Source organism: Pseudomonas sp. NFACC37-1, from assembly GCF_900101575.1.
Classification (GTDB): domain Bacteria; phylum Pseudomonadota; class Gammaproteobacteria; order Pseudomonadales; family Pseudomonadaceae; genus Aquipseudomonas; species Aquipseudomonas fluorescens_AA.
In genome coordinates this window covers 12,954-33,929 of the sequence record NZ_FMUZ01000018.1, presented here as the reverse complement: position 1 = coordinate 33,929, position 20,976 = coordinate 12,954, and the positions used below count along the sequence as shown (strand labels likewise).

Annotated in this window: 22 protein-coding genes; 12 read left to right on the top strand and 10 right to left on the bottom strand. The window is 63.0% G+C overall.

What is annotated here, in order from left to right; genetic code table 11:
• Nucleotides 1-100: 100 nt before the first annotated feature.
• Nucleotides 101-394 carry a hypothetical protein gene (locus BLP82_RS18605; protein ID WP_003197447.1) on the bottom strand — a complete coding sequence of 98 codons (294 nt, stop codon included), beginning with the start codon at nt 392-394 and terminating at the stop codon, nt 101-103.
• Between the two features lie 164 nt (nt 395-558).
• Here BLP82_RS18605 and BLP82_RS18600 point away from each other — a divergent pair, with 164 nt between their 5' ends.
• From BLP82_RS18600 to BLP82_RS18585, 4 genes are read left to right on the top strand one after another with little or no spacing between them, the layout of a single operon-like run.
• Nucleotides 559-864 carry a MazG-like family protein gene (locus tag BLP82_RS18600; RefSeq protein ID WP_092171291.1) on the top strand — a complete coding sequence of 102 codons (306 nt, stop codon included), beginning with the start codon at nt 559-561 and terminating at the stop codon, nt 862-864.
• Nucleotides 861-1,610: a methyltransferase gene (locus BLP82_RS18595; RefSeq protein ID WP_092171288.1), complete on the top strand. Its 750-nt coding sequence runs from the start codon at nt 861-863 to the stop codon at nt 1,608-1,610. Before BLP82_RS18600 ends, BLP82_RS18595 begins: the two co-directional genes overlap by 4 nt.
• A 25-nt stretch (nt 1,611-1,635) precedes the next feature.
• Complete coding sequence (locus tag BLP82_RS18590) at nt 1,636-2,253, top strand: DUF4136 domain-containing protein (RefSeq protein ID WP_092171285.1); 618 nt, start codon at nt 1,636-1,638, stop codon at nt 2,251-2,253.
• A 20-nt stretch (nt 2,254-2,273) separates the two neighbouring features.
• Nucleotides 2,274-2,831, top strand: coding sequence for a DUF4136 domain-containing protein (locus BLP82_RS18585; RefSeq protein WP_092171282.1), 558 nt, complete (start codon nt 2,274-2,276; stop codon nt 2,829-2,831).
• Between the two features lie 228 nt (nt 2,832-3,059).
• Here BLP82_RS18585 and BLP82_RS18580 read toward each other — a convergent pair whose 3' ends face one another.
• Both BLP82_RS18580 and BLP82_RS18575 read right to left on the bottom strand, forming a co-directional pair.
• Nucleotides 3,060-3,914 carry a MaoC family dehydratase gene (locus tag BLP82_RS18580; protein ID WP_092171279.1) on the bottom strand — a complete coding sequence of 285 codons (855 nt, stop codon included), beginning with the start codon at nt 3,912-3,914 and terminating at the stop codon, nt 3,060-3,062.
• A gap of 2 nt (nt 3,915-3,916) precedes the next feature.
• Nucleotides 3,917-5,269: a 3-oxoacyl-ACP reductase gene (locus tag BLP82_RS18575; protein WP_092171275.1), complete on the bottom strand. Its 1,353-nt coding sequence runs from the start codon at nt 5,267-5,269 to the stop codon at nt 3,917-3,919.
• 256 nt (nt 5,270-5,525) lie between these two features.
• Here BLP82_RS18575 and BLP82_RS18570 point away from each other — a divergent pair, with 256 nt between their 5' ends.
• A complete protein-coding gene (locus tag BLP82_RS18570; protein ID WP_092171272.1) occupies nt 5,526-6,803 on the top strand; it encodes an acetyl-CoA C-acetyltransferase in 1,278 nt (425 codons plus the stop codon).
• Here the strand turns inward: BLP82_RS18570 and BLP82_RS18565 are convergent.
• Nucleotides 6,790-7,818 (bottom strand): bile acid:sodium symporter family protein, encoded by a 1,029-nt coding sequence (locus BLP82_RS18565; protein ID WP_092171269.1) that lies wholly within the window; start codon nt 7,816-7,818, stop codon nt 6,790-6,792. The genes BLP82_RS18570 and BLP82_RS18565 overlap by 14 nt on opposite strands.
• A gap of 79 nt (nt 7,819-7,897) precedes the next feature.
• On the opposite strand from BLP82_RS18565, the gene BLP82_RS18560 reads away from it, so the two are divergent.
• Together BLP82_RS18560 and BLP82_RS18555 are read left to right on the top strand one after the other, a co-directional pair.
• Entirely contained in the window at nt 7,898-8,689 is a 792-nt protein-coding gene (locus tag BLP82_RS18560; protein ID WP_092171265.1) for an AraC family transcriptional regulator, read from the top strand.
• 221 nt (nt 8,690-8,910) lie between these two features.
• On the top strand, nt 8,911-9,804 hold the full coding sequence (locus tag BLP82_RS18555) for a PA4780 family RIO1-like protein kinase (RefSeq protein WP_014336406.1): 894 nt from the start codon (nt 8,911-8,913) through the stop codon (nt 9,802-9,804).
• A 207-nt stretch (nt 9,805-10,011) separates the two neighbouring features.
• Here the strand turns inward: BLP82_RS18555 and cueR are convergent, their stop codons facing one another.
• From cueR to BLP82_RS18540, 3 genes are all read right to left on the bottom strand, one after another.
• Nucleotides 10,012-10,413 (bottom strand): Cu(I)-responsive transcriptional regulator, encoded by a 402-nt coding sequence (gene cueR, locus BLP82_RS18550; protein WP_072410319.1) that lies wholly within the window; start codon nt 10,411-10,413, stop codon nt 10,012-10,014.
• The gene (locus BLP82_RS18545) at nt 10,410-12,803 is read right to left on the bottom strand and encodes a heavy metal translocating P-type ATPase (protein ID WP_092171261.1); all 2,394 of its coding nucleotides are present in this window, start codon (nt 12,801-12,803) and stop codon (nt 10,410-10,412) included. The genes cueR and BLP82_RS18545 overlap by 4 nt, the downstream gene beginning before the upstream one ends.
• A gap of 193 nt (nt 12,804-12,996) precedes the next feature.
• Nucleotides 12,997-13,380, bottom strand: coding sequence for a hypothetical protein (locus BLP82_RS18540; RefSeq protein WP_092171257.1), 384 nt, complete (start codon nt 13,378-13,380; stop codon nt 12,997-12,999).
• A 148-nt stretch (nt 13,381-13,528) separates the two neighbouring features.
• On the opposite strand from BLP82_RS18540, the gene BLP82_RS18535 reads away from it, so the two are divergent.
• Together BLP82_RS18535 and BLP82_RS18530 are read left to right on the top strand one after the other, a co-directional pair.
• The gene (locus tag BLP82_RS18535) at nt 13,529-13,726 is read left to right on the top strand and encodes a heavy-metal-associated domain-containing protein (RefSeq protein WP_092171253.1); all 198 of its coding nucleotides are present in this window, start codon (nt 13,529-13,531) and stop codon (nt 13,724-13,726) included.
• 95 nt (nt 13,727-13,821) lie between these two features.
• A complete protein-coding gene (locus BLP82_RS18530; RefSeq protein ID WP_092171249.1) occupies nt 13,822-15,024 on the top strand; it encodes a multidrug effflux MFS transporter in 1,203 nt (400 codons plus the stop codon).
• Between the two features lies 1 nt (nt 15,025).
• Here the strand turns inward: BLP82_RS18530 and BLP82_RS31195 are convergent, their stop codons facing one another.
• Complete coding sequence (locus tag BLP82_RS31195) at nt 15,026-15,196, bottom strand: hypothetical protein (protein ID WP_170842341.1); 171 nt, start codon at nt 15,194-15,196, stop codon at nt 15,026-15,028.
• Between the two features lie 263 nt (nt 15,197-15,459).
• Entirely contained in the window at nt 15,460-16,473 is a 1,014-nt protein-coding gene (locus tag BLP82_RS18525; RefSeq protein WP_092171245.1) for a zinc-binding alcohol dehydrogenase family protein, read from the bottom strand.
• A gap of 114 nt (nt 16,474-16,587) precedes the next feature.
• On the opposite strand from BLP82_RS18525, the gene BLP82_RS18520 reads away from it, so the two are divergent.
• From BLP82_RS18520 to BLP82_RS18510, 3 genes are all read left to right on the top strand, one after another.
• The gene (locus BLP82_RS18520) at nt 16,588-17,517 is read left to right on the top strand and encodes a LysR family transcriptional regulator (RefSeq protein ID WP_092171241.1); all 930 of its coding nucleotides are present in this window, start codon (nt 16,588-16,590) and stop codon (nt 17,515-17,517) included.
• A gap of 141 nt (nt 17,518-17,658) precedes the next feature.
• Entirely contained in the window at nt 17,659-18,393 is a 735-nt protein-coding gene (locus tag BLP82_RS18515) for an ArsR/SmtB family transcription factor (protein ID WP_060739319.1), read from the top strand.
• Nucleotides 18,394-18,510: 117 nt separating this feature from the next.
• Nucleotides 18,511-19,893 (top strand): MFS transporter, encoded by a 1,383-nt coding sequence (locus BLP82_RS18510; RefSeq protein ID WP_092171237.1) that lies wholly within the window; start codon nt 18,511-18,513, stop codon nt 19,891-19,893.
• 119 nt (nt 19,894-20,012) lie between these two features.
• On the opposite strand, the gene BLP82_RS18505 is transcribed toward BLP82_RS18510, so the two are convergent.
• Complete coding sequence (locus BLP82_RS18505) at nt 20,013-20,966, bottom strand: adenosine deaminase (protein WP_060739317.1); 954 nt, start codon at nt 20,964-20,966, stop codon at nt 20,013-20,015.
• Nucleotides 20,967-20,976 lie beyond the last annotated feature (10 nt).

Here is a 20,976-nt window from a genome sequence, read left to right as displayed (position 1 = left end):
TCAGATTCATTGAATCCAACCTTCAAGGGGCTGCTGCGCAGCCCAGCGGGGATAAATCCCCTCGCCACAAGGTTGTGTTCGGCTTGGGATCGAGGGTGCTTTAGTGAATGATCCAACTCAACAACCACAACCCCAGCACCAGCCAGATGATGCCCATGACGATCGAGGCCCGCATGAAGGCGCGGATGGCCGAGTACAGCAGCATCAGCCCAAGGATCAGCGCAATGATGCTGATGATCGAAGTGTCCATGCCCAAGGTGCGTGACAGCCCATCGACGAAATTGCCGCCGGCGTTGGCCAGGGTGTTGAAGAGGCCGCTGAGCAGGTCGACGATGAAACGGATTACCGAACCGAGCGCCTGGCCGAGCCATTCGAAAAAGCTTTCTACCTGCATATGTGCATCCTGATGGGAGGGAATCCGAACTGAGCCGTTGGCTCCTGATTGTAGGAGCTGTGGCGGCCGAGTTGGTTCGATTATGGGGCAAACCGTCGCTTCGTACCGAGACTCTTGCCTTCCCCGGTCATCCCCCTGAAGCTATGCGCATTCAGGAGAACCCGATGAACCTTGTTGAACTGACCGCACGCCTGCATGCCATTCGTGACCATAACGATTGGCGGCAATTCCACAGCCCGAAAAACCTCGCCATGGCCGCCAGTGTGGAAATGGCCGAGCTGGTGGAGATTTTCCAGTGGCTGACCGAGGACCAGTCGCGCCAGTTGCCGGCGGACAAACTGGCCCACGCCGGGCAGGAAGTCGGTGACATCGTGTTGTACCTGTTACTGCTTTGCAGCGAGCTGGGCCTGGACATGGACGCCGTGGTGCGCAGCAAACTGGCCGACAGCGAACGGCGGTTCGGCCGATGAGCGACCGTCATTTCGATCAGCTCGCCACGCGTTTCGCGGAAAAAATCTACGGTGGGGCCAAAGGCGCGATCCGCCTGGCGGTGCTCCAGGCCGATCTGCTGGAAACCCTGCCGCAGCGTCCATTACGTGTGCTGGACATCGGCGCTGGCCTGGGCCACATGTCGTTGTGGTTGGCCGAGCGCGGTCACCAGGTGACCCTGGCCGAGCCGGCCGAACCCATGCTCGAAGGCGCTCGCCAGCGTTTTGCCGAGGCCGGCCAGCAGGCCACGTTCATCCAGGCACCGTGGCAGGACCTGCTCGGCCAACTGACCGAGCCTTACGACCTGGTGCTGTGTCACGCGGTGCTGGAATGGCTGGCCGAGCCCCACGCGATCCTGCCGGTGCTGCATCAACTGACGGCGCCTGGCGGTTGGCTGTCCCTGGCGTTCTACAACCGCGACGCGCTGGTCTATCGCAACCTGCTCAAGGGGCATTTCCGCAAGTTGCGCAAAAACGACATGGCCGGCGAAAAACAGAGCCTGACCCCGCAACAACCCCTTGATCCGCGAGATTTGGCGGCGCAACTTGAAGGCCTCTGGCAGGTCGAAAGCCAGAGTGGCGTGCGGGTTTTCCATGACTACATGCCGGTGGAGTTCCAGGGCCGCGTGGAACTTGCGCAGTTGCTGGAAATGGAACTGGTCCACCGTCGCCATCCGGCGTTTGCCGGGTTGGGACGTTATCTGCACTGGATCTGCCGTCCCCTCTGATCCGCAAGTGCAACTGGAGCGCGAAATGAAAGGTCGTTCAGGGTTGTTGGTGCTGTGCCTGGGGCTGGTGGCCTGCCAGGGCAGCAACCCCTATGTCGCCACCTCCAATCCGTTGCCGCCGGCGCCACCGGAGGCCGCCACGGTGTTCGACCGCAGCGCCTACCCGGCGCCGCCCCGTGATTACGGGCGCTATCGCAGCTGGGCCTGGCGCGACGGGCGCCTGCCGCCGGGCACGGCCTGGGCGGATTCGGCCCAAGTGGCCGAAGCGGTGAGCAATGCCCTCGACCAGCGTGGCTTGCGGCCGCTGCATGACAACCGGCCCGCCGATCTGTTCGTCAGCGCCGACCTGCGCCTGGAAACCCGCGTGCGCCAGGTCCGGGATGATTATGATGCCGGCTATTACGGCGGCTATAACCGTTATGATCGCTACGGTCCGGGTTATGGCGTGTACCATCCGATGCCGATGGTGCGCACGTATCAGGAGCAAGTCGTGGTGGTCCGGGTGGACCTGTTCGATGCTCGGACCGGTCAGCCGGTGTGGAGCGCCAGCGCCGAGACGGGCCAGAGAGGCAGCCAGAGCGAACGCACCGATGCCATTCGCGAGGCCGTGGAAAAAGCCATGTCGGCGTATCCCCCCAGTTGATTACGCAACGGAGAAAAACCATGTTTCGCCGTCTTGCTCTATTGGCCTTCACCCTGTTGCTGGGGGCTTGTGCTTCTAACCAGGTCAACCATGACTTTGACACCAGCCGTGATTTTGCAGCGTATCGCAGTTGGAGCTGGAAAGACCCGGCGCTGCAGTATCGCCCCGATGACCCACGCATCAAGAGCGACCTGACCGAACAGCGGATCCGCCAGGCGGTGGCCGATCAACTCGACCAGCGCGGCTTGCGCCCGGCTGCGGCGGGTGGGCGCGGCGATGTGCTGGTCCAGGCCTATTTGATCGTCGAGGACCGCCAGCAACAGGTCACCACCAACTATGGCGGCGGTTGGGGCGGCCCATGGAATGGCTACTGGGGTGGGCCGATGTACAACGAAACCCGCAACATCAGCTACAAAGTCGCCACCGTGCAGATCGACCTGCTCGACGGTAAGGACGGCAAGCTGGTGTGGCGTGGCAGTGATGAACAACTGCTCAGCAATTCCCCCAACCCGGCCGACCGCAACACGGCTGTGCGCGAGACGGTGGGGCGGATTCTGTCCAACTACCCGCCGCGTTGACCACGGCGAATTCAAGATGGGTGGAGGCTGACCCACCACCATCGCGAGCAAGCTCGCTCCCACAGGGATTGGCGGTGGACATCGTATCTATGAACACCCTGAAACAAACTGTGGGAGCGGGCTTGCTCGCGAAGACGGCGGCACATTCAACCTTGATGCAAGCTGACCCAGCGCCATCGCGAGCAAGCCCGCTCCCACAGGGGGGGGCGGTGAATGCTATCGACCTACTCAGGTTGCCGGCCGCCACTCTCCCACCATATGTTCCAGCGCCCCGGTCCCCACCAGTTGCAGTTGCCCACTGGAGCCCGCCGCGCTGGACAGCAGGGTCACTTCACTGGGCAGGCGCACCGGTTTCTTGAAGGTCACCTCGATCTCGATGTTGGCCTCGGGCAGGTGGTCATCCAGCGCCGCCAGGGTCCTGGCCTTGTTCCACAAGCCATGGGCGATGGCAGTGGGGAAGCCGAACAGCCTGGCGCTGATACCGCTCAGGTGAATCGGATTGTAGTCGCCGGAAACCTTGGCGTATTGCCGGCCGATGCCAGCCGGTGCGGTCCAGTGCGCGACTTCAATCAAGGGCAGGCTGGCTTGAGGGGATTCGTCCACGAGCGCGCCGTCAAGCTGGACGCCTTTGCACAGCATCTGGCTGCGGGCCTCCCACAAGGGGCCCAACTGATCATCAAGGCCGGTCACTAGGTCGAATACCGCGCCTTTGGGGTGGGCTTGCAGGTTCTCGACATGGACGCTGGCCCGCACCTGGCCGACCCCGCCCATCGGGCGCAGCACCCGGATGCGGTTGCTCAAGTGGATCAGCCCCAGCAGCGGAAAGGGAAAGCCCCGCCCCGTGAGCAATTGCATCTGCAGGGCAAACGCCAGGACGTGGGGATAAGTCGGCGGCAGCAGTCCGTTATCGACGAAACCGCACACCTTGCGATAGGCCGCCAGCCGTTGTGGATCGACCTGAAGCACCTGGCGCAGGCCTTCCTCGGGCAAGGTCGTTCCGGTGACCTTGCGCCGCGTCGCCGCTTTTGAATAGAGCCCGGACATGGATGGCGGGCTGCTGACCTCATGCCATTGGATCGTCATGGTCATGCTCCCAAAAGGCTTTGGCCGCATACCCGCAGGGCCTGTCCGGTCACGGCGCCCGTGCCCGGCTGCGCGAGCCAGGCCACGGCTTCGGCGACATCTTGAGGCAGGCCGCCCTGGCCGAGGGAACTCATGCGCCGTCCGGCCTCGCGCAAGGCGAAGGGGATCTCGGCGGTCATGCGGGTTTCAATGAAGCCCGGCGCCACGGCGTTGATGCTGATGCCCCGAGATTGCAGCAGCGGCGCCCAGGCCTGGGCCAGGCCGATCAGCCCGGCCTTGCTCGCCGCATAGTTGGTCTGCCCACGGTTGCCGGCAATGCCGCTGATGGAGGCCAGCAGAACGACCCGGCCATTGTCGCGCAGGGTGCCGCTGTCGAGCAGGGCCTTGGTCAGCACTTGCGGGGCGTTGAGGTTGACGGCCAACACGGCGTCCCAGAATTCCGGGGTCATGTTGGCGAGGGTCTTGTCCCGGGTGATGCCGGCGTTGTGCACCACGATGTCGACGCCGTCGGGCAGGTGCTCGATCAACTGGGCGGCGGCATCTTCGGCGCAGATATCCAGCGTGACGCTGCGCCCGCTCAAGCGCGCCGCCAAGGCATCGAGGTCAGTCTTGGCCTGGGGGACGTCGAGCAGGATCACGTCGGCGCCATCGCGGGCCAGGGTTTCGGCGATGGAGGCGCCGATCCCGCGGGCCGCGCCAGTGACCAGCGCCTTGAGCCCCGTAAGCGGTCGCGTCCAGTCATGGACCTGGGTGCCACAGGCGTCGAGGCGAATGACCTGCCCGGAAATGAAGGCACTCTTGGGCGACAGGAAAAACCGCAGCGCACCTTCCAACTGCGCTTCGGCACCGTCGCCGACATACAGCAGTTGCAGCGTCCCGCCGTGGCGCAGCTCTTTGGCCAGGGAACGGCTGAAACCTTCCAACGCCCGCTGGGCACTGGCGCTGAACGGATCGCCAAGGCTTTGCGGTGCGCGCCCGAGGATGACGATATGGGCGCTGTGGTCGAGGTTCTTCATCAGCGGCTGGAAAAATTCCCGCAGCTGCTTGAGCTGGTCGGCCTGCACCAAATGGCTGGCGTCGTACACCACTGCCTTGATTTTCGGGCCGTGGCCGGGGATCCACTCGGTGGCCACGGTCGGTTCGCCGCCGTAGATGAAAATGGTGTCGGTCAGGCGCTTGGCGAACGTGCCGATCTGTTCGGTCAACGGCCCGCCGCCCAGCAGCAGTGCGCCTTCGATCGGCCGTAGCCGCCCGGCCTGCCAGCGTTCCAGGCGTACCGGCGATGGCAGGCCGAGGGACCCGACCATGCGCCGGCCAATGGGCGAATTGGCGAAGTCGATATAACGGTCAGACATGGAACACACTCCGGCTGATGAGGTTCCAAGTGTGGACCATGATTGGCAATCAGTCGTTCGATCGGCGAGATAAAGCCTAAGCTTGAGCGGGAGCGCTTTGTCCAGGGCACCGAACCCCTGTGGGAGCAAAGCTTGCTCGCGATGAACGATGACGCGACCTACCTGAAAAACGCGGTGTCTGCATCGCGAGCAAGCTTTGCTCCCACAGGGGGCGGTTGAGTTTTCTTAGTGTATTAGACCTACAGGGGAGTTCTTCATGACACAACTACGCCGCGTCGCGATCATCGGTGGTAACCGCATTCCCTTCGCCCGTTCCAATGGGCCCTATGCCACCGCCAGCAACCAGGCGATGTTGACGGCCGCCCTTGAGGGGCTGATCGAACGCTACAACCTGCATGGCCTGCACATCGGCGAAGTGGCGGCCGGAGCCGTGCTCAAGTTTTCCCGGGATATGAACCTGACCCGCGAATGCGTGCTCGGTTCGCGGCTATCACCGATGACGCCGGCCTATGACGTACAGCAAGCCTGTGGCACCGGGCTGGAAACAGTGCTGCTGGTGGCCAACAAGATCGCCCTGGGCCAGATCGACAGCGCCATTGCCGGCGGCGTCGACACCACGTCGGATGCGCCAATCGGGGTCAGTGAAGGGTTGCGCAGGATCTTGCTGCAAGCCAATCGCGCCAAGACCGCCGCTGAGAAAATCAAAGTATTCCTGCAATTGCGCCCCCAGCACCTGATGCCGGACTTGCCGCGCATCAACGAACCGCGCACCGGCCTGAGCATGGGCGAGCACTGCGAATTGATGGCCCAGACCTGGCAGATCCCCCGGGAGGCCCAAGACCAGTTGGCCCTGGAAAGCCATCAGAAAATGGCCGCGTCCTACGCCGAAGGTTGGCAGAACGACTTGATGACACCGTTTCTCGGCCTGACCCGGGACAACAACCTGCGCCCGGACCTGACCCTGGAAAAACTCGCTTCCCTCAAGCCGGCCTTCGAAAAAAGTGCCAAGGGCACGCTGACGGCGGGCAACTCCACGCCACTGACCGACGGCGCCTCGTTGGTACTGCTGGGCAGCGAAGAGTGGGCCAAGGCCCGGGGCCTGCCGATCCTGGCGTATCTGCGCGACGGTGAAACGGCAGCGGTGGATTTCGTCAATGGCGCCGAAGGGTTGCTGATGGCCCCGGTCTACGCCGTGCCGCGATTGCTGGCGCGCAACGGCCTGACCTTGCAGGACTTCGATTACTTCGAGATCCACGAAGCGTTCGCCGCCCAAGTGTTGTGCACGCTGAAGGCCTGGGAAGACCCGGACTATTGCAAGACCCGCCTGGGCCTCGACGCACCGCTGGGGTCCATCGACCGCAGTCGCTTGAACGTGAAGGGTAGCTCCCTGGCCGCCGGGCATCCGTTTGCCGCCACGGGCGGGCGCATTGTCGCCAACCTCGCCAAGTTGCTGGACGCCGCCGGGCGAGGTCGCGGGTTGATTTCCATCTGCGCCGCCGCCGGCCAGGGAGTGACGGCGATCATCGAGCGTTGACGAGAGTGCCCTCCTGGCGGGACGCCAGTGCCTTGTGCCGGCTGGCGTAGCGCTCGGCCAGGATCGAGCAGACGATCAATTGCAAGGGGTGGTAGATCATGATCGGCAGCAGAATCAGCCCGAGGCCGGGATGGTTGCCGAAAATCAACGCCGCCATCGGCACCCCGGCTGCCAGGGATTTCTTGCTGGCGCAGAACACTGCGGCGACTTCGTCGGCGTTGTTGAATTTCAGGGCGCGGGCGGTGCGGGTGGTGGCCCACAGGATGATTGCCAGCAGCACGGCACTGCCCACCACTGCGCTGAGCAACACGCCGTTGCCTTGCTGGCGCCAGATGCCGGACACCATCGAGTTGCAGAAGGCCGCGTAGACCAGCAGCAGGATCACCAGCTTGTCGATGACGCTGGTATAGCGTTTGTACCGACCGAAGAAGCCGGCCAGCCAACGCCGCAGGAACTGCCCCAGCACCAGCGGCAGCAGCAACATTATGCACAGGTCGAGCAATGTTGAACCCAGGTCGATGCCGCCGGCGCCGCTGCCGACCACGAAACTGACCAGCAACGGTGTCAGGAAAATGCCCAGCACGCTGGACAGGCTCGCGTTGAGAATCGCCGCCGGCACGTTACCTTTTGCGCTGCCAGTCAGGGCCACCGAGGAAGAAATCGTCGAGGGCAGGGCGCACAGATAGAAGAACCCCAGCATCAGCAGCGCCGGCACATGGCTGCCCAGCAGCCAGTTGCTGAGCAGCCAGAGCAACGGAAATACGCCAAAGGTGAAAGCTTGCACCATCACGTGCAGCCGGATGTTCTTCAGGCCGTGGCGGATCTGCTCGCCGGACAGGTTGACCCCGTGCAGGAAGAACACCACGAAGATGCCGATGTTGACCACCCATTCGGCATGCATGGCACCGCCCGTGGCACCAAAGGTGGGAAAGAAGTACGCCAGCAGCGTGGCGAGCACCATGCCGCACAGGAACCAGTCGGTCACCATGCGTTTGAGGTGTCTGAAGATATGCATAGGGCACCGCATGTTGTAAGAAAAGTCGACTTAGCCTAACGTCGTCCTCATCAGTCGTCTTGCGACATAAGGCCAATCAATGCCGCCTAAGGGACACCAGCAACTGGAACGACGTATCCCCGACCTGGCGCAATTGCCGAGGCCGCTGTATGCCCGTGTCGAAAGCTTGAGCGCCGGTTCCTGGACGCAAGCTCATCGTCATGACTGGGTGCAATTTTCCTACGCCATCAGCGGCGTTCTCGGCGTACACACCGCCGCCGGCAGCTTCTTCGCCCCACCACAACGGGGCATCTGGATCCCTGCCGACCTGGAACATCAGGTGGTGACCTCCACCCGGGCGGAAATGCGCAGCCTGTATGTCCATCGTCACGCCTGCCCCTGGGCCGATGAGCGCTGTCGGGTGCTGGAAGTCACGCCACTGGCCCGTGAGTTGATCAAGGTATTCTGTCAGTTGCCGGTCGATTATCCCCAAGGCGATACCCAGGAAGAACGGCTGGTGCAGGTGCTGCTGGACCAGTTGGCGACGTTGCCGGAAGTGGGATTTTCCCTGCCGCTGCCGCGACATGCCCGCTTGCTGGCGCTGTGTAACGAATTGATCGAACAACCCGAACAGAACGTCACCTTGCAAGCCTGGTCTGAACGTCTGGGCACGTCGGAAAAAACCCTGATGCGTCTGTTCCAGCGTGAGACCGGCCTGAGCTTTCGTGCCTGGCGCCAGCGCATGCGCTTGTTGTCGTCCCTGGGCTCGTTGGAGAAAGGGGACAGCGTCACCAGCGCCGCGTTGTCGTGTGGGTACGATTCAACGTCCGCATTCATTGCCGCGTTCAAGGGGATGTTCGGGTATACGCCGGGGGAGTTGTTCAAGCATTGAGTTGTCGGTAGACATGCCTGTCAGCTCTTGTCGCAAATACCTGGGTATTCAGTTGCCAACGCCAGCGCCGGTCTCGGCTATGATTCGACGCCGTCGATTGATCCGGCACATTGTGTGCATCACAGGTTCATAGGTCGGCAACCCCTCCCCGCGGAGGAAGGATTGCCGTATAACGACTGTCATTCGCGTGTTTGGTAATAAAGGACCCACAATAAAAGCTGATGAAGACTCCAAAACGCATTGAACCCCTGATCGAGGACGGTCTGGTCGACGAGGTGCTGCGCCCACTCATGAGTGGTAAAGAAGCAGCTGTTTATGTGGTGCGCTGCGGCAACGAGCTACGTTGCGCGAAGGTCTACAAGGAGGCGAACAAGCGAAGTTTTCGTCAGGCGGCCGAGTATCAGGAAGGCCGTAAGGTGCGCAACAGCCGTCAGGCCCGGGCCATGGCCAAGGGCTCGAAGTTCGGGCGCAAGGAAACCGAGGACGCCTGGCAGAATGCCGAAGTGGCGGCATTGTTCCGCCTGGCAAGCGCGGGTGTGCGCGTGCCCAAGCCGTACGACTTCCTTGAAGGCGTGCTGCTGATGGAATTGGTGGCCGACGAGTACGGCGATGCGGCGCCGCGCCTGAACGACGTGGTGCTGGAGCCGGACCAGGCCCGTGAATATCACGCCTACCTGATTTCCCAGATCGTGTTGATGCTGTGTACCGGTCTGGTGCACGGTGACCTGTCGGAGTTCAACGTGCTGCTGACGCCGACGGGGCCGGTGATCATCGACCTGCCGCAAGCCGTGGATGCCGCGGGTAACAACCATGCCTTCAGCATGCTGGAGCGGGACGTGGGCAACATGGCGTCCTACTTCGGCCGGTTTGCCCCGGAACTCAAGCGCACCAAGTACGCCAAGGAAATGTGGGCGCTGTACGAAGCTGGCACCCTGCACCCGGCCAGCGTGCTGACCGGCGAGTTCGACGAGCCGGAAGAGCTGGCGGATGTCGGCGGGATCATGCGTGAAATCGAGGCCGCTCGCCTGGATGAGGAGCGCCGTCAGGCCGTCCGCGCCGCCGACGATGCCCCACCCGGCAAGACCGAAGAACCACCGCCGCCGTGGATGCAATGATCGGCTGAACAGAAACCCGGCCAATGGCCGGGTTTTTTGTGGGCGCTGCAAAATCCTCTATCCACCGCAGGCCTCCTGTGGGAGCGAGCTTGCTCGCGATAGCGGTGTGGCAGCTTGCATCGATGTTGAATGTGCTGCCGTCATCGCGAGCAAGCTCGCTCCCACCGTTTTGCTTCGGCTGTTCACAGCATTGTTTCTTTGTGGGCATCAACTCTTGCAGCACCCCGACGCCAGTTCCTTGAGGATCGGGCAATCCGGACGGTGGTCGCCGTGGCAGTGCTCTACCAGGTCTTGCAAGGTGTCGCGCAGTTCGGCCAGTTCGCGGATTTTCTGGTTCAGCTCATCGATGTGTTGCCGGGCCAGGGCCTTGACGTCGGCGCTGGCCCGTTGGCGGTCTTGCCAGAGAGTCAGCAATTTGCCGACCTCTTCCAGGGAAAACCCCAAGTCGCGGGAGCGCTTGATGAACGCCAGAGTGTGCAGGTCATCGGCGCCGTAGATCCGGTAGCCGCTGTCGGTGCGATGGGCGGCCTTGAGCAGACCGATGGATTCGTAATAGCGGATCATCTTCGCGCTCAGGCCGCTCTGGCGGGCCGCTTGGCCGATGTTCATCGCTTGTCCTCCAACTGCTTGGGTGTCCAGAATTTCAACAGTAACGCATTGCTCACCACACTGACGCTCGACAGGGCCATGGCCGCGCCGGCCAGCACCGGGTTGAGCAAGCCGAACGCGGCCAGGGGGATGCCGATCAAGTTATAGACGAACGCCCAGAACAGGTTCTGGCGGATCTTGGCGTAGGTCTTGCGGCTGATGTCCAGCGCCGCCGGTACCAGTCGTGGATCGCCACGCATGAGGGTGATCCCGGCGGCGTGCATCGCCACGTCGGTGCCGCCGCCCATGGCAATGCCGATGTCGGCGGCGGCCAGGGCCGGGGCGTCGTTGATGCCGTCGCCCACCATGGCCACCACCGAATGGCGCTTCAATTGCTGGACGATGGCGGATTTATCCGCTGGCAGTACTTCGGCATGGACATTGGAAATCTCCAGCGCCTGGGCCACTACCCGGGCGCTGCCCTGGTTGTCGCCGGTGAGCAGATGGCTGGCGATGTGCTGTTCATTCAAGGCCTGTACGGCGGCGAGAGCGCCGGGCTTGAGGGTGTCACCGAAGGCGAACAGGCCTAGCACCCGCGGCGTCGCGCCTTGTTCGAGCAGCCAGGACAACGTACGGCCTTCGGTTTCCCAGGCATGTGCGGATTCGGCCAGCGAGCCGGGGTTCAGGCCCAACTCGTCCAGCAGACGGCGATTGCCCAGAGCCAGGCGGTGCCCAGCGAGGTTGCCGGCAATGCCGCGCCCGGCCAGGGACTGGCTGTCGCTGACATCCGGCACATCCAGGCCGCGCTCGGCGCAGGCGTCCAGCACGGCTTTGGCGAGCGGGTGTTCGCTGCCGCGTTGCAGCGCGCCGGCCATTTTCAGCAACGCATCTTCATCGCCGTCCAGGGCCGTCAAGTGGGCGATACGCGGGGTGCCGGAGGTCAGGGTGCCGGTCTTGTCGAACACCACGGTCGTGACTTCATGGGCGCGTTCCAGGGCCTCGGCATCCTTGATCAGAATCCCGTGGCGCGCAGCCACACCGGTGCCGGCCATGATCGCCGTGGGCGTCGCCAGGCCCAGGGCGCAGGGGCAGGCGATCACCAGCACGGCGACGGCGTTGATCAGCGCTGTTTCCAGTGGCGCACCGTACAGCCACCAACCGATCAACGTCGCTAGGGCCAGCACCAGCACCACCGGTACGAAGACCTGGCTGACTTTATCCACCAGTTTCTGGATCGGCGCCTTGGCGGCCTGGGCGTCCTCCACCAGGCGGATGATGCGCGCCAGGACGGTTTCGGTGCCCAGGGCTTGCGTGCGGACCAGCAGCCGGCCTTCGCCATTGATGGCGCCGCCGGTAACCTTGTCGCCGGGCTGCTTGGGCACCGGCAGGCTTTCACCGCTGATCAGCGCTTCGTCGGCGTGGCTCTGGCCTTCCAGCACTTCGCCGTCCACCGGGAAGCGTTCGCCGGGCTTGACCAGCACCAGGTCATTCAAGCGCAGGGCGCTGATGGCAACGTCCCGCTCCTGGCCATCGATCACCTGGATCGCCCGTTCCGGGCGCAAGGCTTCGAGGGCGCGGATGGCGCTGGCGGTCTGGCGCTTGGCGCGGCTTTCCAGGTATTTACCGAGCAACACCAGGGCGATCACGACGGCCGAGGCCTCGAAATACAGGTGCGGCATGCTGCCGGGACGGGCGATCGCCCATTCATAGAGGCTCAAGCCGTAGCCAGCGCTGGTGCCCAGGGCCACCAGCAGGTCCATGTTCCCGGCACCGGCCCGCACGGCCTTGAAGGCGGCGACGTAGAAACGCGCACCGAAGATGAACTGCACCGGCGTCGCCAGGGCGAACTGCACCCAGGCCGGAAGCATCCAATGCACGCCGAACGGCTGCAGCAACATGGGCAGCACCAACGGCACCGACAGCACAATCGCCAGCACCAGGGCCAGGCGTTCACGGTTCAGACGGTTGTTCTGCGTGTCGGCGACCTGCTCGGCCTGCCAGACGGTGGCGTCATAGCCGGCGCGCTTGACCGCATCGATCAGGGTTTGCGCATCCACCTGGCCGAGCAGTTCGAGGTGAGCCCGCTCGTTGGCCAGGTTGACACTGACGCTGTTCACGCCGTCGACCTTGCCCAAGGCCCGTTCGACCCGGCCGACACAGGAGGCGCAGGTCATGCCTTCGATGTTCAGTTCCAGGGTGTGAACCGGAACGCTATAGCCTGCCTGTTCGACGGCCTGCTTCAAGGCCGGCAGGCTGCCTTCGGGGGCCTGGACACGCGCCAGCTCCGTCGCCAGGTTGACGCTGACGGCGCTGGCACCGGTGACTTTGCTCAAGGCTCGCTCGACCCGCCCGGCGCAGCTGGCGCAGGTCATGCCGGCAATGGGTAGATCGAATGTGGTGGATTCGGACATCGGTCACGCTCCCTGTAGTGAATGACTACAGGATCAACCTTGCCATGCTGGCAAGGTCAAGCGCCAATCCTCTGTGGGAGCGAGCTTGCTCGCGATAGCGGTAGGTCAGTCGACATCCATGGTGGGTGTTAGATCGCCATCGCGAGCAAGCTCGCTCCCACAGGGGCTCGCAGCCACAAGTTCGAGTGGCGTGTCAGTAACCCAGCCCAGCCTGCTTGAGGTACATACCTTGTTCATTCATCGCGATGCGGAACTTCAAGATGTCCCCGGCCTTGAGGGTGATGTTCTGCGACCCTGGCGCGAGCATGCCCGGGTTGCAACCCGGGGCCTGTCCCGGCAGCAATTTCAGGCGCAAGGAAAACTGGCCCGGCGGCAGGTTGAACGAGGTGCTCTGCTCCTGGAACAGCCTGGCCGAGAGTTGATCCTGAATGTAGATGCCGATTTCGCAACTGGTCGCCACTTCCAGGCGCTCTCGGGAAATGATCAACACGCCATAGTCTTCGCCGACGGCCGAGGCCTGGGGCGCCACCGCTGAAAAACCGAGCATGCAAAACAGGCTGAACGCTGACCAGCGCATGGCTGAACCTCCGGTGTGAAATCCTTGATGTGTGCAGCTTGGCTGAGGGCGATGCCGATTGCCAGCCCGGCAGTTTTTGTCAGAACTTGACCTTGCCATGATGGCAAGCTTGAGACTGGCAACAACCTCAATCCAAAGGAGTCATCCCATGCAAACATTCAATGTCCAGGGCATGTCCTGTGGTCACTGCGTCAAGGCCATCACCCAGGCTGTCCAGGCCAAGGACCCGGCGGCGGACGTGCAAGTCGACCTGGGTGCCAAGACCGTCCGGGTCCAGAGCTCGTTGGCGACCGATGCCGTGCTCGCGGCCATCAAGGAAGAAGGCTATGAGGTGAGTCCTGCCTGAAGTTTTTTAATCGTTAGCGACCTATCGGAATGTTCAAGAGCGCCCGGCACGGCTAGACTGTCGGGCTGTCGAACGACGCCTGAGCTGGACGCCCGATGAACCTTCGCACCATTCTGATTCTTGGCGCCTTGAGCGCTTTCGGTCCCTTGGCGATCGACTTCTACCTGCCCGCCTTTCCGGCGATGGCCACCGCCTTCGGTACTGACGAAAAACACATCCAGTTGACCCTGGCGGCCTATTTCCTCGGCTTGTCCATCGGTCAACTGGCTTATGGGCCGGTGGCGGATCGCTTCGGGCGGCGCATCCCGCTGCTGACGGGCGTCGGCTTGTTCACCCTGGCGTCCCTGGCCTGCGCCTATGCGCCGAACCTCGAATGGCTGATCGGTGCCCGCTTCGTCCAGGCCTTGGGCGGATGCGCCGGGATGGTGATTTCCCGGGCGGTGGTCAGCGACAAATGCGACGCGGTGGGTTCGGCCAAGGTGTTTTCGCAGTTGATGCTGGTGATGGGCCTGGCGCCGATTCTCGCGCCGATGCTCGGTGGGTTGTTGGTGAACCTGCATGGCTGGCAATCGATCTTCATTGCCCTGACCGTGTTCAGTGCGCTGGCGTCGACGGCCGTGGCCCTGTGGCTGCCGGAAAGCCTGCCGGATCATGTACCCCGGCAACCGTTGTCGGGGGCGTTGCGCCAATATGGACGGTTATTGACCGACGCCGTCTACCTCGGCCATGCGCTGACGGGGGGCATCGCTATCGCCGGGATGTTTGCCTACATCGCCGGTTCGCCTTTCGTCTTCATCAAGCTCTACGGTGTACCGGCCGAACATTTCGGTTGGCTGTTCGGCACCAACGCGGCGGGCTTCATCCTGGTCGCCCAGGTCAACGCCCGGCTGCTGTCCAGGCGCGGCCCGGCGTTCCTGCTGAGCCGCGCGGTATGGGTCTACCTGGGCGCGGGGCTGAGCCTGCTGGCCGTCAGTTCATTGCAACCTGCGCAGTTGTGGCCGCTTCTGGTTCCGCTGTTTGTCTGCATCGCCAGCCTGGGTTGCATCCTGCCCAATGCCTCGGCCTGCGCCATGAACGGGCAGGGCGCCCGGGCCGGCAGTGCTTCGGCGATGCTGGGATGCCTGCAGTTTTCCGTCGCCGCCGGGGCAGCCGCGTTGGTAGCGGCGCTGCATAACGGCACCGCCGTGCCAATGGCGCTGGTCATCAGCCTTTGCGGGCTGTTGGTGGTGAGCGCGGCGATGCTGACTCGTCGCCTGCAAAATGCCCGGGCATTGGCCCAGGCCAGTCGCGAGGGCTGATTCAGCCGGCCGCGCGCTGCTGCTGTTCGGGGAAATGATGGGGCGCGAGGATCCGCGCTTGCAAGGTTGTGGCGAAAGCCTGGGCTTCGGCCTCGGTACGGAAGGTGACGACGTGCCGGTCAAGACGCACTTGCCATTGGTTTTTTGCCACTTCTTTTATCAGGATCTTCATTGCTGACCTCCTCACGAAAAGATTACGTTGCAAAGGCCTCGAGTGTAGACCCGAATACGATCGGAGTTGTGACAACGGTCAATTCTCGGACTGACGGTTAGTCGCCGGATAATGGCGAGGGAGTTTGCTCCCGCTGGTTTCTGTAGGAGCTGGCGAAGCCTGCGATCTTTTGATCTTTCGCTTGCGACTCAAGTGTCAGGGGAAAGATCGCAGCCTCGCTCCGCTCGACAGCTCCTACAGAGCTCGGCGGGGTTGATGTACAGTCAGAAGCCTTCAAGCACAATCTTGCCCTTGGACTGGCCGCTTTCCAACAACGCGTGGGCCCGGCGCAGGTTCTCGGCGTTGATGGTGCCGAAATGCTCGCCCACCGTGGTCTTCAGGGTGCCGGCGTCGATCAGCGCGGCCACGCGGTTGAGCAGTTTGTGTTGTTCGAGCATGTCAGCCGTTTCGAACAGCGAGCGGGTGTACATGAATTCCCAATGCAACGACAGGCTCTTGCGCTTGAGCTTGGTCACGTCCAGCGCCTTGGGATCGTCGATCAGCGCCAGTTTGCCCTGGGGGGCGAGGGCTTCGACCAGTTGGTCCAGGTGCTGGTCGGTCTGGGTCAAGCTGGCGACGTGAGTCACCTGGGGCTGGCCTGCTTCCTTCAATGCTTCGCTCAAGGGGCGGCTGTGGTCGATCACCAGGTCGGCACCCAGGTTGCGCACCCATTCCTGGGTTTGCGCCCGGGACGCGGTGCCAATCACCTTCAGCCCGGTGAGTTGGCTGGCCAGTTGCGTCAGGATCGACCCCACGCCGCCCGCGGCACCGACGATCAACAGGCTCTGGCCCTGGTTGTCCTGGCCTTCCTGGATGTGCAGGCGCTCAAACAACAATTCCCAGGCGGTGATGGCCGTCAACGGCAACGCCGCCGCGTCGGCGAAACCGAGAGTCTTGGGCATGTGGCCGACAATGCGTTCATCCACTACGTGCCATTCGCTGTTGCCACCGGCCCGGGCGATGGAACCGGCGTAGAACACCTTGTCCCCGGCCTTGAACAGCGTGACTTCGCTGCCCACCGCCTTGACCACGCCGGCCACGTCCCAGCCCAGCACCTTGGCGACGCCATCTTCGGGCTGGACGTTCTGGCGGACCTTGGTGTCCACCGGGTTGACCGAAATGGCCTTGACTTCCACCAGCAGGTCCCGGGGACCGGCGACCGGTTCCGGCAGCTCGATGTCCTGGAGCGATTGTGGGTCGGTGATGGGTAGCGAGTGGTAGTAGGCAATGGCTTTCATGAAGCGGCTCCGTGAGGTGAGTTTCGATGAAGGCCATGTTTAGCTATTTATAGCCGAGATAAAACCGGCTAAAACAACAGGCTCTTTCAATATTCTTTTGAGAATGGGCGCGCGATGCTTCGCTTCGATGACTTGCAATTGTTTGTCCGGGCAGCGGACCTGGGCAGTCTTTCGGCCGCGGCCAGGGTCATGGACCTGTCGGCGGCAGTGGCCAGTGCCGCGTTGAAACGGATCGAGCAGCACCTCGGCGCCCGGCTGCTGGCCCGCTCCACCCGCAGCTTGCGCCTGACGGCCGAAGGCGAGGGTTTCCTCGAATATGCCCGGGCCGCATTGAGCAGCCTTGACGAAGGCCGGCGGTTGTTGACCAGCGGCCAGGACCAGGTCAGCGGGGTGTTGCAGTTGTCCGCGCCGTCGGACCTGGGACGCAACCTGCTATTGCCCTGGCTGGATGCGTTCCAGCGCGAGCACCCCGGGCTGACGGTGCGACTGCTACTGGGCGATCGCATCGCCGACCTGTTCAAGCAGCCGGTGGACATCGCCCTGCGTTATGGCGAGCCGGAAGATTCGAGCCTGGTGGCTTTGCCGGTCGCCCCGGATAACCATCGAGTGCTGTGCGCGTCACCGGATTATCTGGCTCGCCAGGGCGAACCTCATCAACTGGAACAACTGGCCCAACACAATTGCCTGTTGTACATGCTGGGCAGCCGGGTCCATGACCGCTGGGCTTTTCATGACGGCAAGCGGGAGGTGAGCCTCACCGTCAGCGGCGACCGTTTCAGTGACGACGCCGACGTGGTGCGCCGCTGGGCGGTGGCGGGGGGCGGGATTGCCTATAAATCGTGGCTGGATGTGTCCACTGACGTGCTGGCCGGGCGTTTGAAAATCCTCTTGCCGCACCTGCAATGCGAACGCGCGCCCCTCAATCTGCTGTGTGCCCACCGGGCGCAATTGAGCAAACCGATCAAACTTCTGCGGGACATGCTCCAGGCTCGCTGCGGTGAGTTGACGGCGCGATTTCCACTCCCGACGGGGGCCGGCCATTAGTCGCGCGCAAATAGAGACTTTTCCCTCATGAACAATCGCCTCCAAAGGTTTCCGGAGGACAGGAAAGCTCGATCGTCGCGCTTATACTAACGACCGCCTGCGCCAGAGCAGTAGACGAATGATTCAACAGGGAGTGAATACATGGAACATGCACCTTGCATCAGCCAGATCGCCACGCTGCTGGCTGACCCCAAGCGCAGCGCAATGATGTGGGCCTTGATGGATGGCACGGCCCGCCAGGCCGAAGAGTTGGCGTTGCTCGCCGGGTTGTCGCCGTCCTCGGCCAATGCGCACCTGGGGCGCTTGTCCGCCGGAGGCCTGTTGAAAGTCGAAGCCCGGGGTCGCAAGCGGTTTTTCCGCCTGGCCGCGCCTGAAATCGGCGCGGCCGTCGAAGCGCTGGCCAGCGCGACCCTGGTCAGTACGCCCCGGCAGATTCCGGATGTCTTCAAGCGCCGGGTCATGCCGACCAAGGCCCCATCGGCCCCCGCTTCGTTGATGCGGGCCAGGCTGTGTGACGATCACTTGGGGGGAACCCTGGCGGCCGATCTCTACCAGCGTCTGCTCGACGCGGGGTGGATCGAGCAGTTCGAACAACGGGTGATCGTCACGCACAAGGGCGCCAATCAACTGGCCGAGCGTGGCCTGTTCATCCAGGCCCTGGCCCATCGCAACGCCCGTGTCGCCTGTCCTTGCCCGGACTGGAGCGAGCGTCGTCCGCACCTGGGTGGCGCGCTGGGGGCAGCGGTGCTGCAACTGTTCATGCAGTCGGGTTGGCTGACTTTGCCCAACGATTCGCGGGCCTTGCAGGTGACGACGCTCGGCCAGCAGGAAATCCACCGGTTCGCCCGGCAGGATGCCGTAGAGATGGCGCTCTAGGGAACAGGCCTGGCGCGTCGCTCAGGGCTGTCGACAGGTCGTATTCAGCAATAGTCGCCTGCAAGGTTCGCGCACACTCGGTCCGGGGAATTTTTTTCGGATTGGGGAGGCAGCAGCATGGACACTCATGGTTACAGCGCGGCGGAACGCCTGGAGCGGTTACCCATCAGCGGGTATCACCGGGTGATTTTCATCATCATCGCCCTGGCGTTTTTCTTCGACTCCATGGACCTGGCGATGATGACGTTCCTGCTGGGCTCGATCAAAGCCGAGTTCGGCCTGAGCACCGCCCAGGCCGGTCTGCTCGCCAGCTCCAGCTTCTTCGGCATGGTGCTGGGTGCATCGCTGTCAGGCATGCTGGCCGACCGTTTCGGGCGTAAGCCGGTGTTCCAGTGGAGCATCGTGCTGTGGGGCATCGCCAGTTACCTGTGCTCCACCGCCCAGGACGTCCAGACCTTGACGCTGTTTCGCGTCCTGCTGGGGATCGGCATGGGCATGGAGTTTCCGATTGCCCAGTCGATGCTCTCGGAGTTGATCCCGGCCAAGCGTCGAGGGCGCTACATCGCCTTGATGGACGGCTTCTGGCCGCTGGGTTTCGTGGCGGCGGGGGTGCTGTCGTATTTTCTGCTGCCGGTGATCGGCTGGCGCGACATCTTCCTGGTGCTGGCGGTACCAGCGGTGTTTGTCCTGGCGATTCGCTTCTTCATTCCCGAGTCGCCGCGCTGGCTGGAGCAGGCCGGACGGAACGATGAAGCGGACACCGTGCTCAAGCGAATCGAAGACAAGGTCCGGGCCTCGCTGGGACGGCGCGACCTGCCGGAGCCGATTCGCCTGCCGAGGGTCGAGAGCACACCGGGCAATTTCTTTTCGGCCCTGGCGCAGATCTGGTCGCCGCTGTATCGCCAGCGCACGATGATGATCTGGAGCGTCTGGTTCTTTGCCTTGCTCGGTTTTTATGGCCTGACGTCCTGGCTCAGCGCGTTGTTGCAGCAGTCGGGGTTCGCGGTGACCCAGTCGGTGTATTACACCGTGCTGATTTCCCTGGGCGGGATTCCCGGCTTCCTGATGGCGGCCTGGCTGGTTGAGCGTTGGGGGCGCAAGCCGGTGTGCATCATCACCTTGCTGGGCGGCGGGGTGATGGCGTTTCTGTATGGACAGAGCGCGGTGTTTGGCGGCAACGTCGGCCTGTTGATCGGCACCGGGTTGCTGATGCAGTTTTTCCTGTTTGGCATGTGGGCGGTGCTCTACACCTACACGCCGGAGCTGTACCCCACCTCGGCGCGGGCCACGGGTTCGGGCTTCGCTTCGGCGGTGGGTCGTATCGGTTCGCTGCTCGGCCCCCTGGTGACCGGCCAGGTGTTTCCCATCACCGGCCAGGGCGGTGTCTTCGCCCTGGGCGCGTTGTGCTTCGCCGTGGCGGCGGGGGTGGTCTGGGTGTTCGGGATGGAAACCCGGGGCAAGACGCTGGAGGAGTTGAGCGAAGCGACCGCTGCCGACTAAACACTACCCCCCCTGTGGGAGCGGGCTTGCTCGCGAAGGCGGAGTGTCAGTCGATCACAAGGTGACTGACACTCCGCTTTCGCGAGCAAGCCCGCTCCCACAGGGAATGATCGTGACGCCTAAGGTTTTACTAGCCGCGCATCCAGGCTGTTCTGTGCCAAGCGCTTGGCCTGGTCCTGGGTCATGCCCAGGTGGGTGTGCAGGGCATGGAAGTTTTCGGTGACGTAGCCGCCGAAGTAGGCCGGGTCATCGGAGTTCACCGTCACCTTCACTCCGCGCTCGAGCATGTCGAGGATGTTGTGCTGCGACATGTCGTCGAACACACACAGCTTGGTGTTGGACAGTGGGCACACGGTCAATGGAATCTGCTCGTCGATGATCCGCTGCATCAGTCGCTCATCTTCGATGGCCCGCACGCCATGGTCGATGCGCTGGATCTTCAGCAGGTCCAGGGCTTCCCAGATGTACTCGGGCGGGCCCTCTTCGCCGGCGTGGGCGACGGTCAGGAAGCCTTCGTTGCGCGCGCGGTCGAAGACCCGCTGGAACTTGCTCGGTGGATGGCCCATTTCCGAACTGTCCAGGCCCACGGCCACGAAAGCCTCGCGGAACGGCAGCGCCTGGTCGAGGGTTTTCTCGGCTTGTTCTTCACTCAGGTGACGCAGGAAACTCAGGATCAGGCCACTGGTGATGCCCAGTTGCTGTTCACCGTCCTTGAGGGCGGCGGCGATGCCGTTGAGCACCACTTCGAACGGGATGCCACGGTCTGTGTGGGTTTGCGGGTCGAAGAACGGTTCGGTGTGGATCACGTTCTGCGCCTTGCAGCGCAACAGGTAGGCCCAGGTCAGGTCGTAGAAATCCTGGGAGGTGCGCAGCACATCGGCACCCTGGTAGTACAGGTCGAGGAACTCCTGCAGGTTGTTGAAGGCATAGGCCTTGCGCAGGGTGTCGACGTCGTTCCATGGCAAAGCGATCTTGTTGCGTTCGGCCAGGGCGAACAGCAACTCGGGTTCCAGGGAGCCTTCCAGGTGCAGGTGCAGTTCAGCCTTGGGCAGGGCGTTCAGCCAGTCGTACATGGTCTTTTCT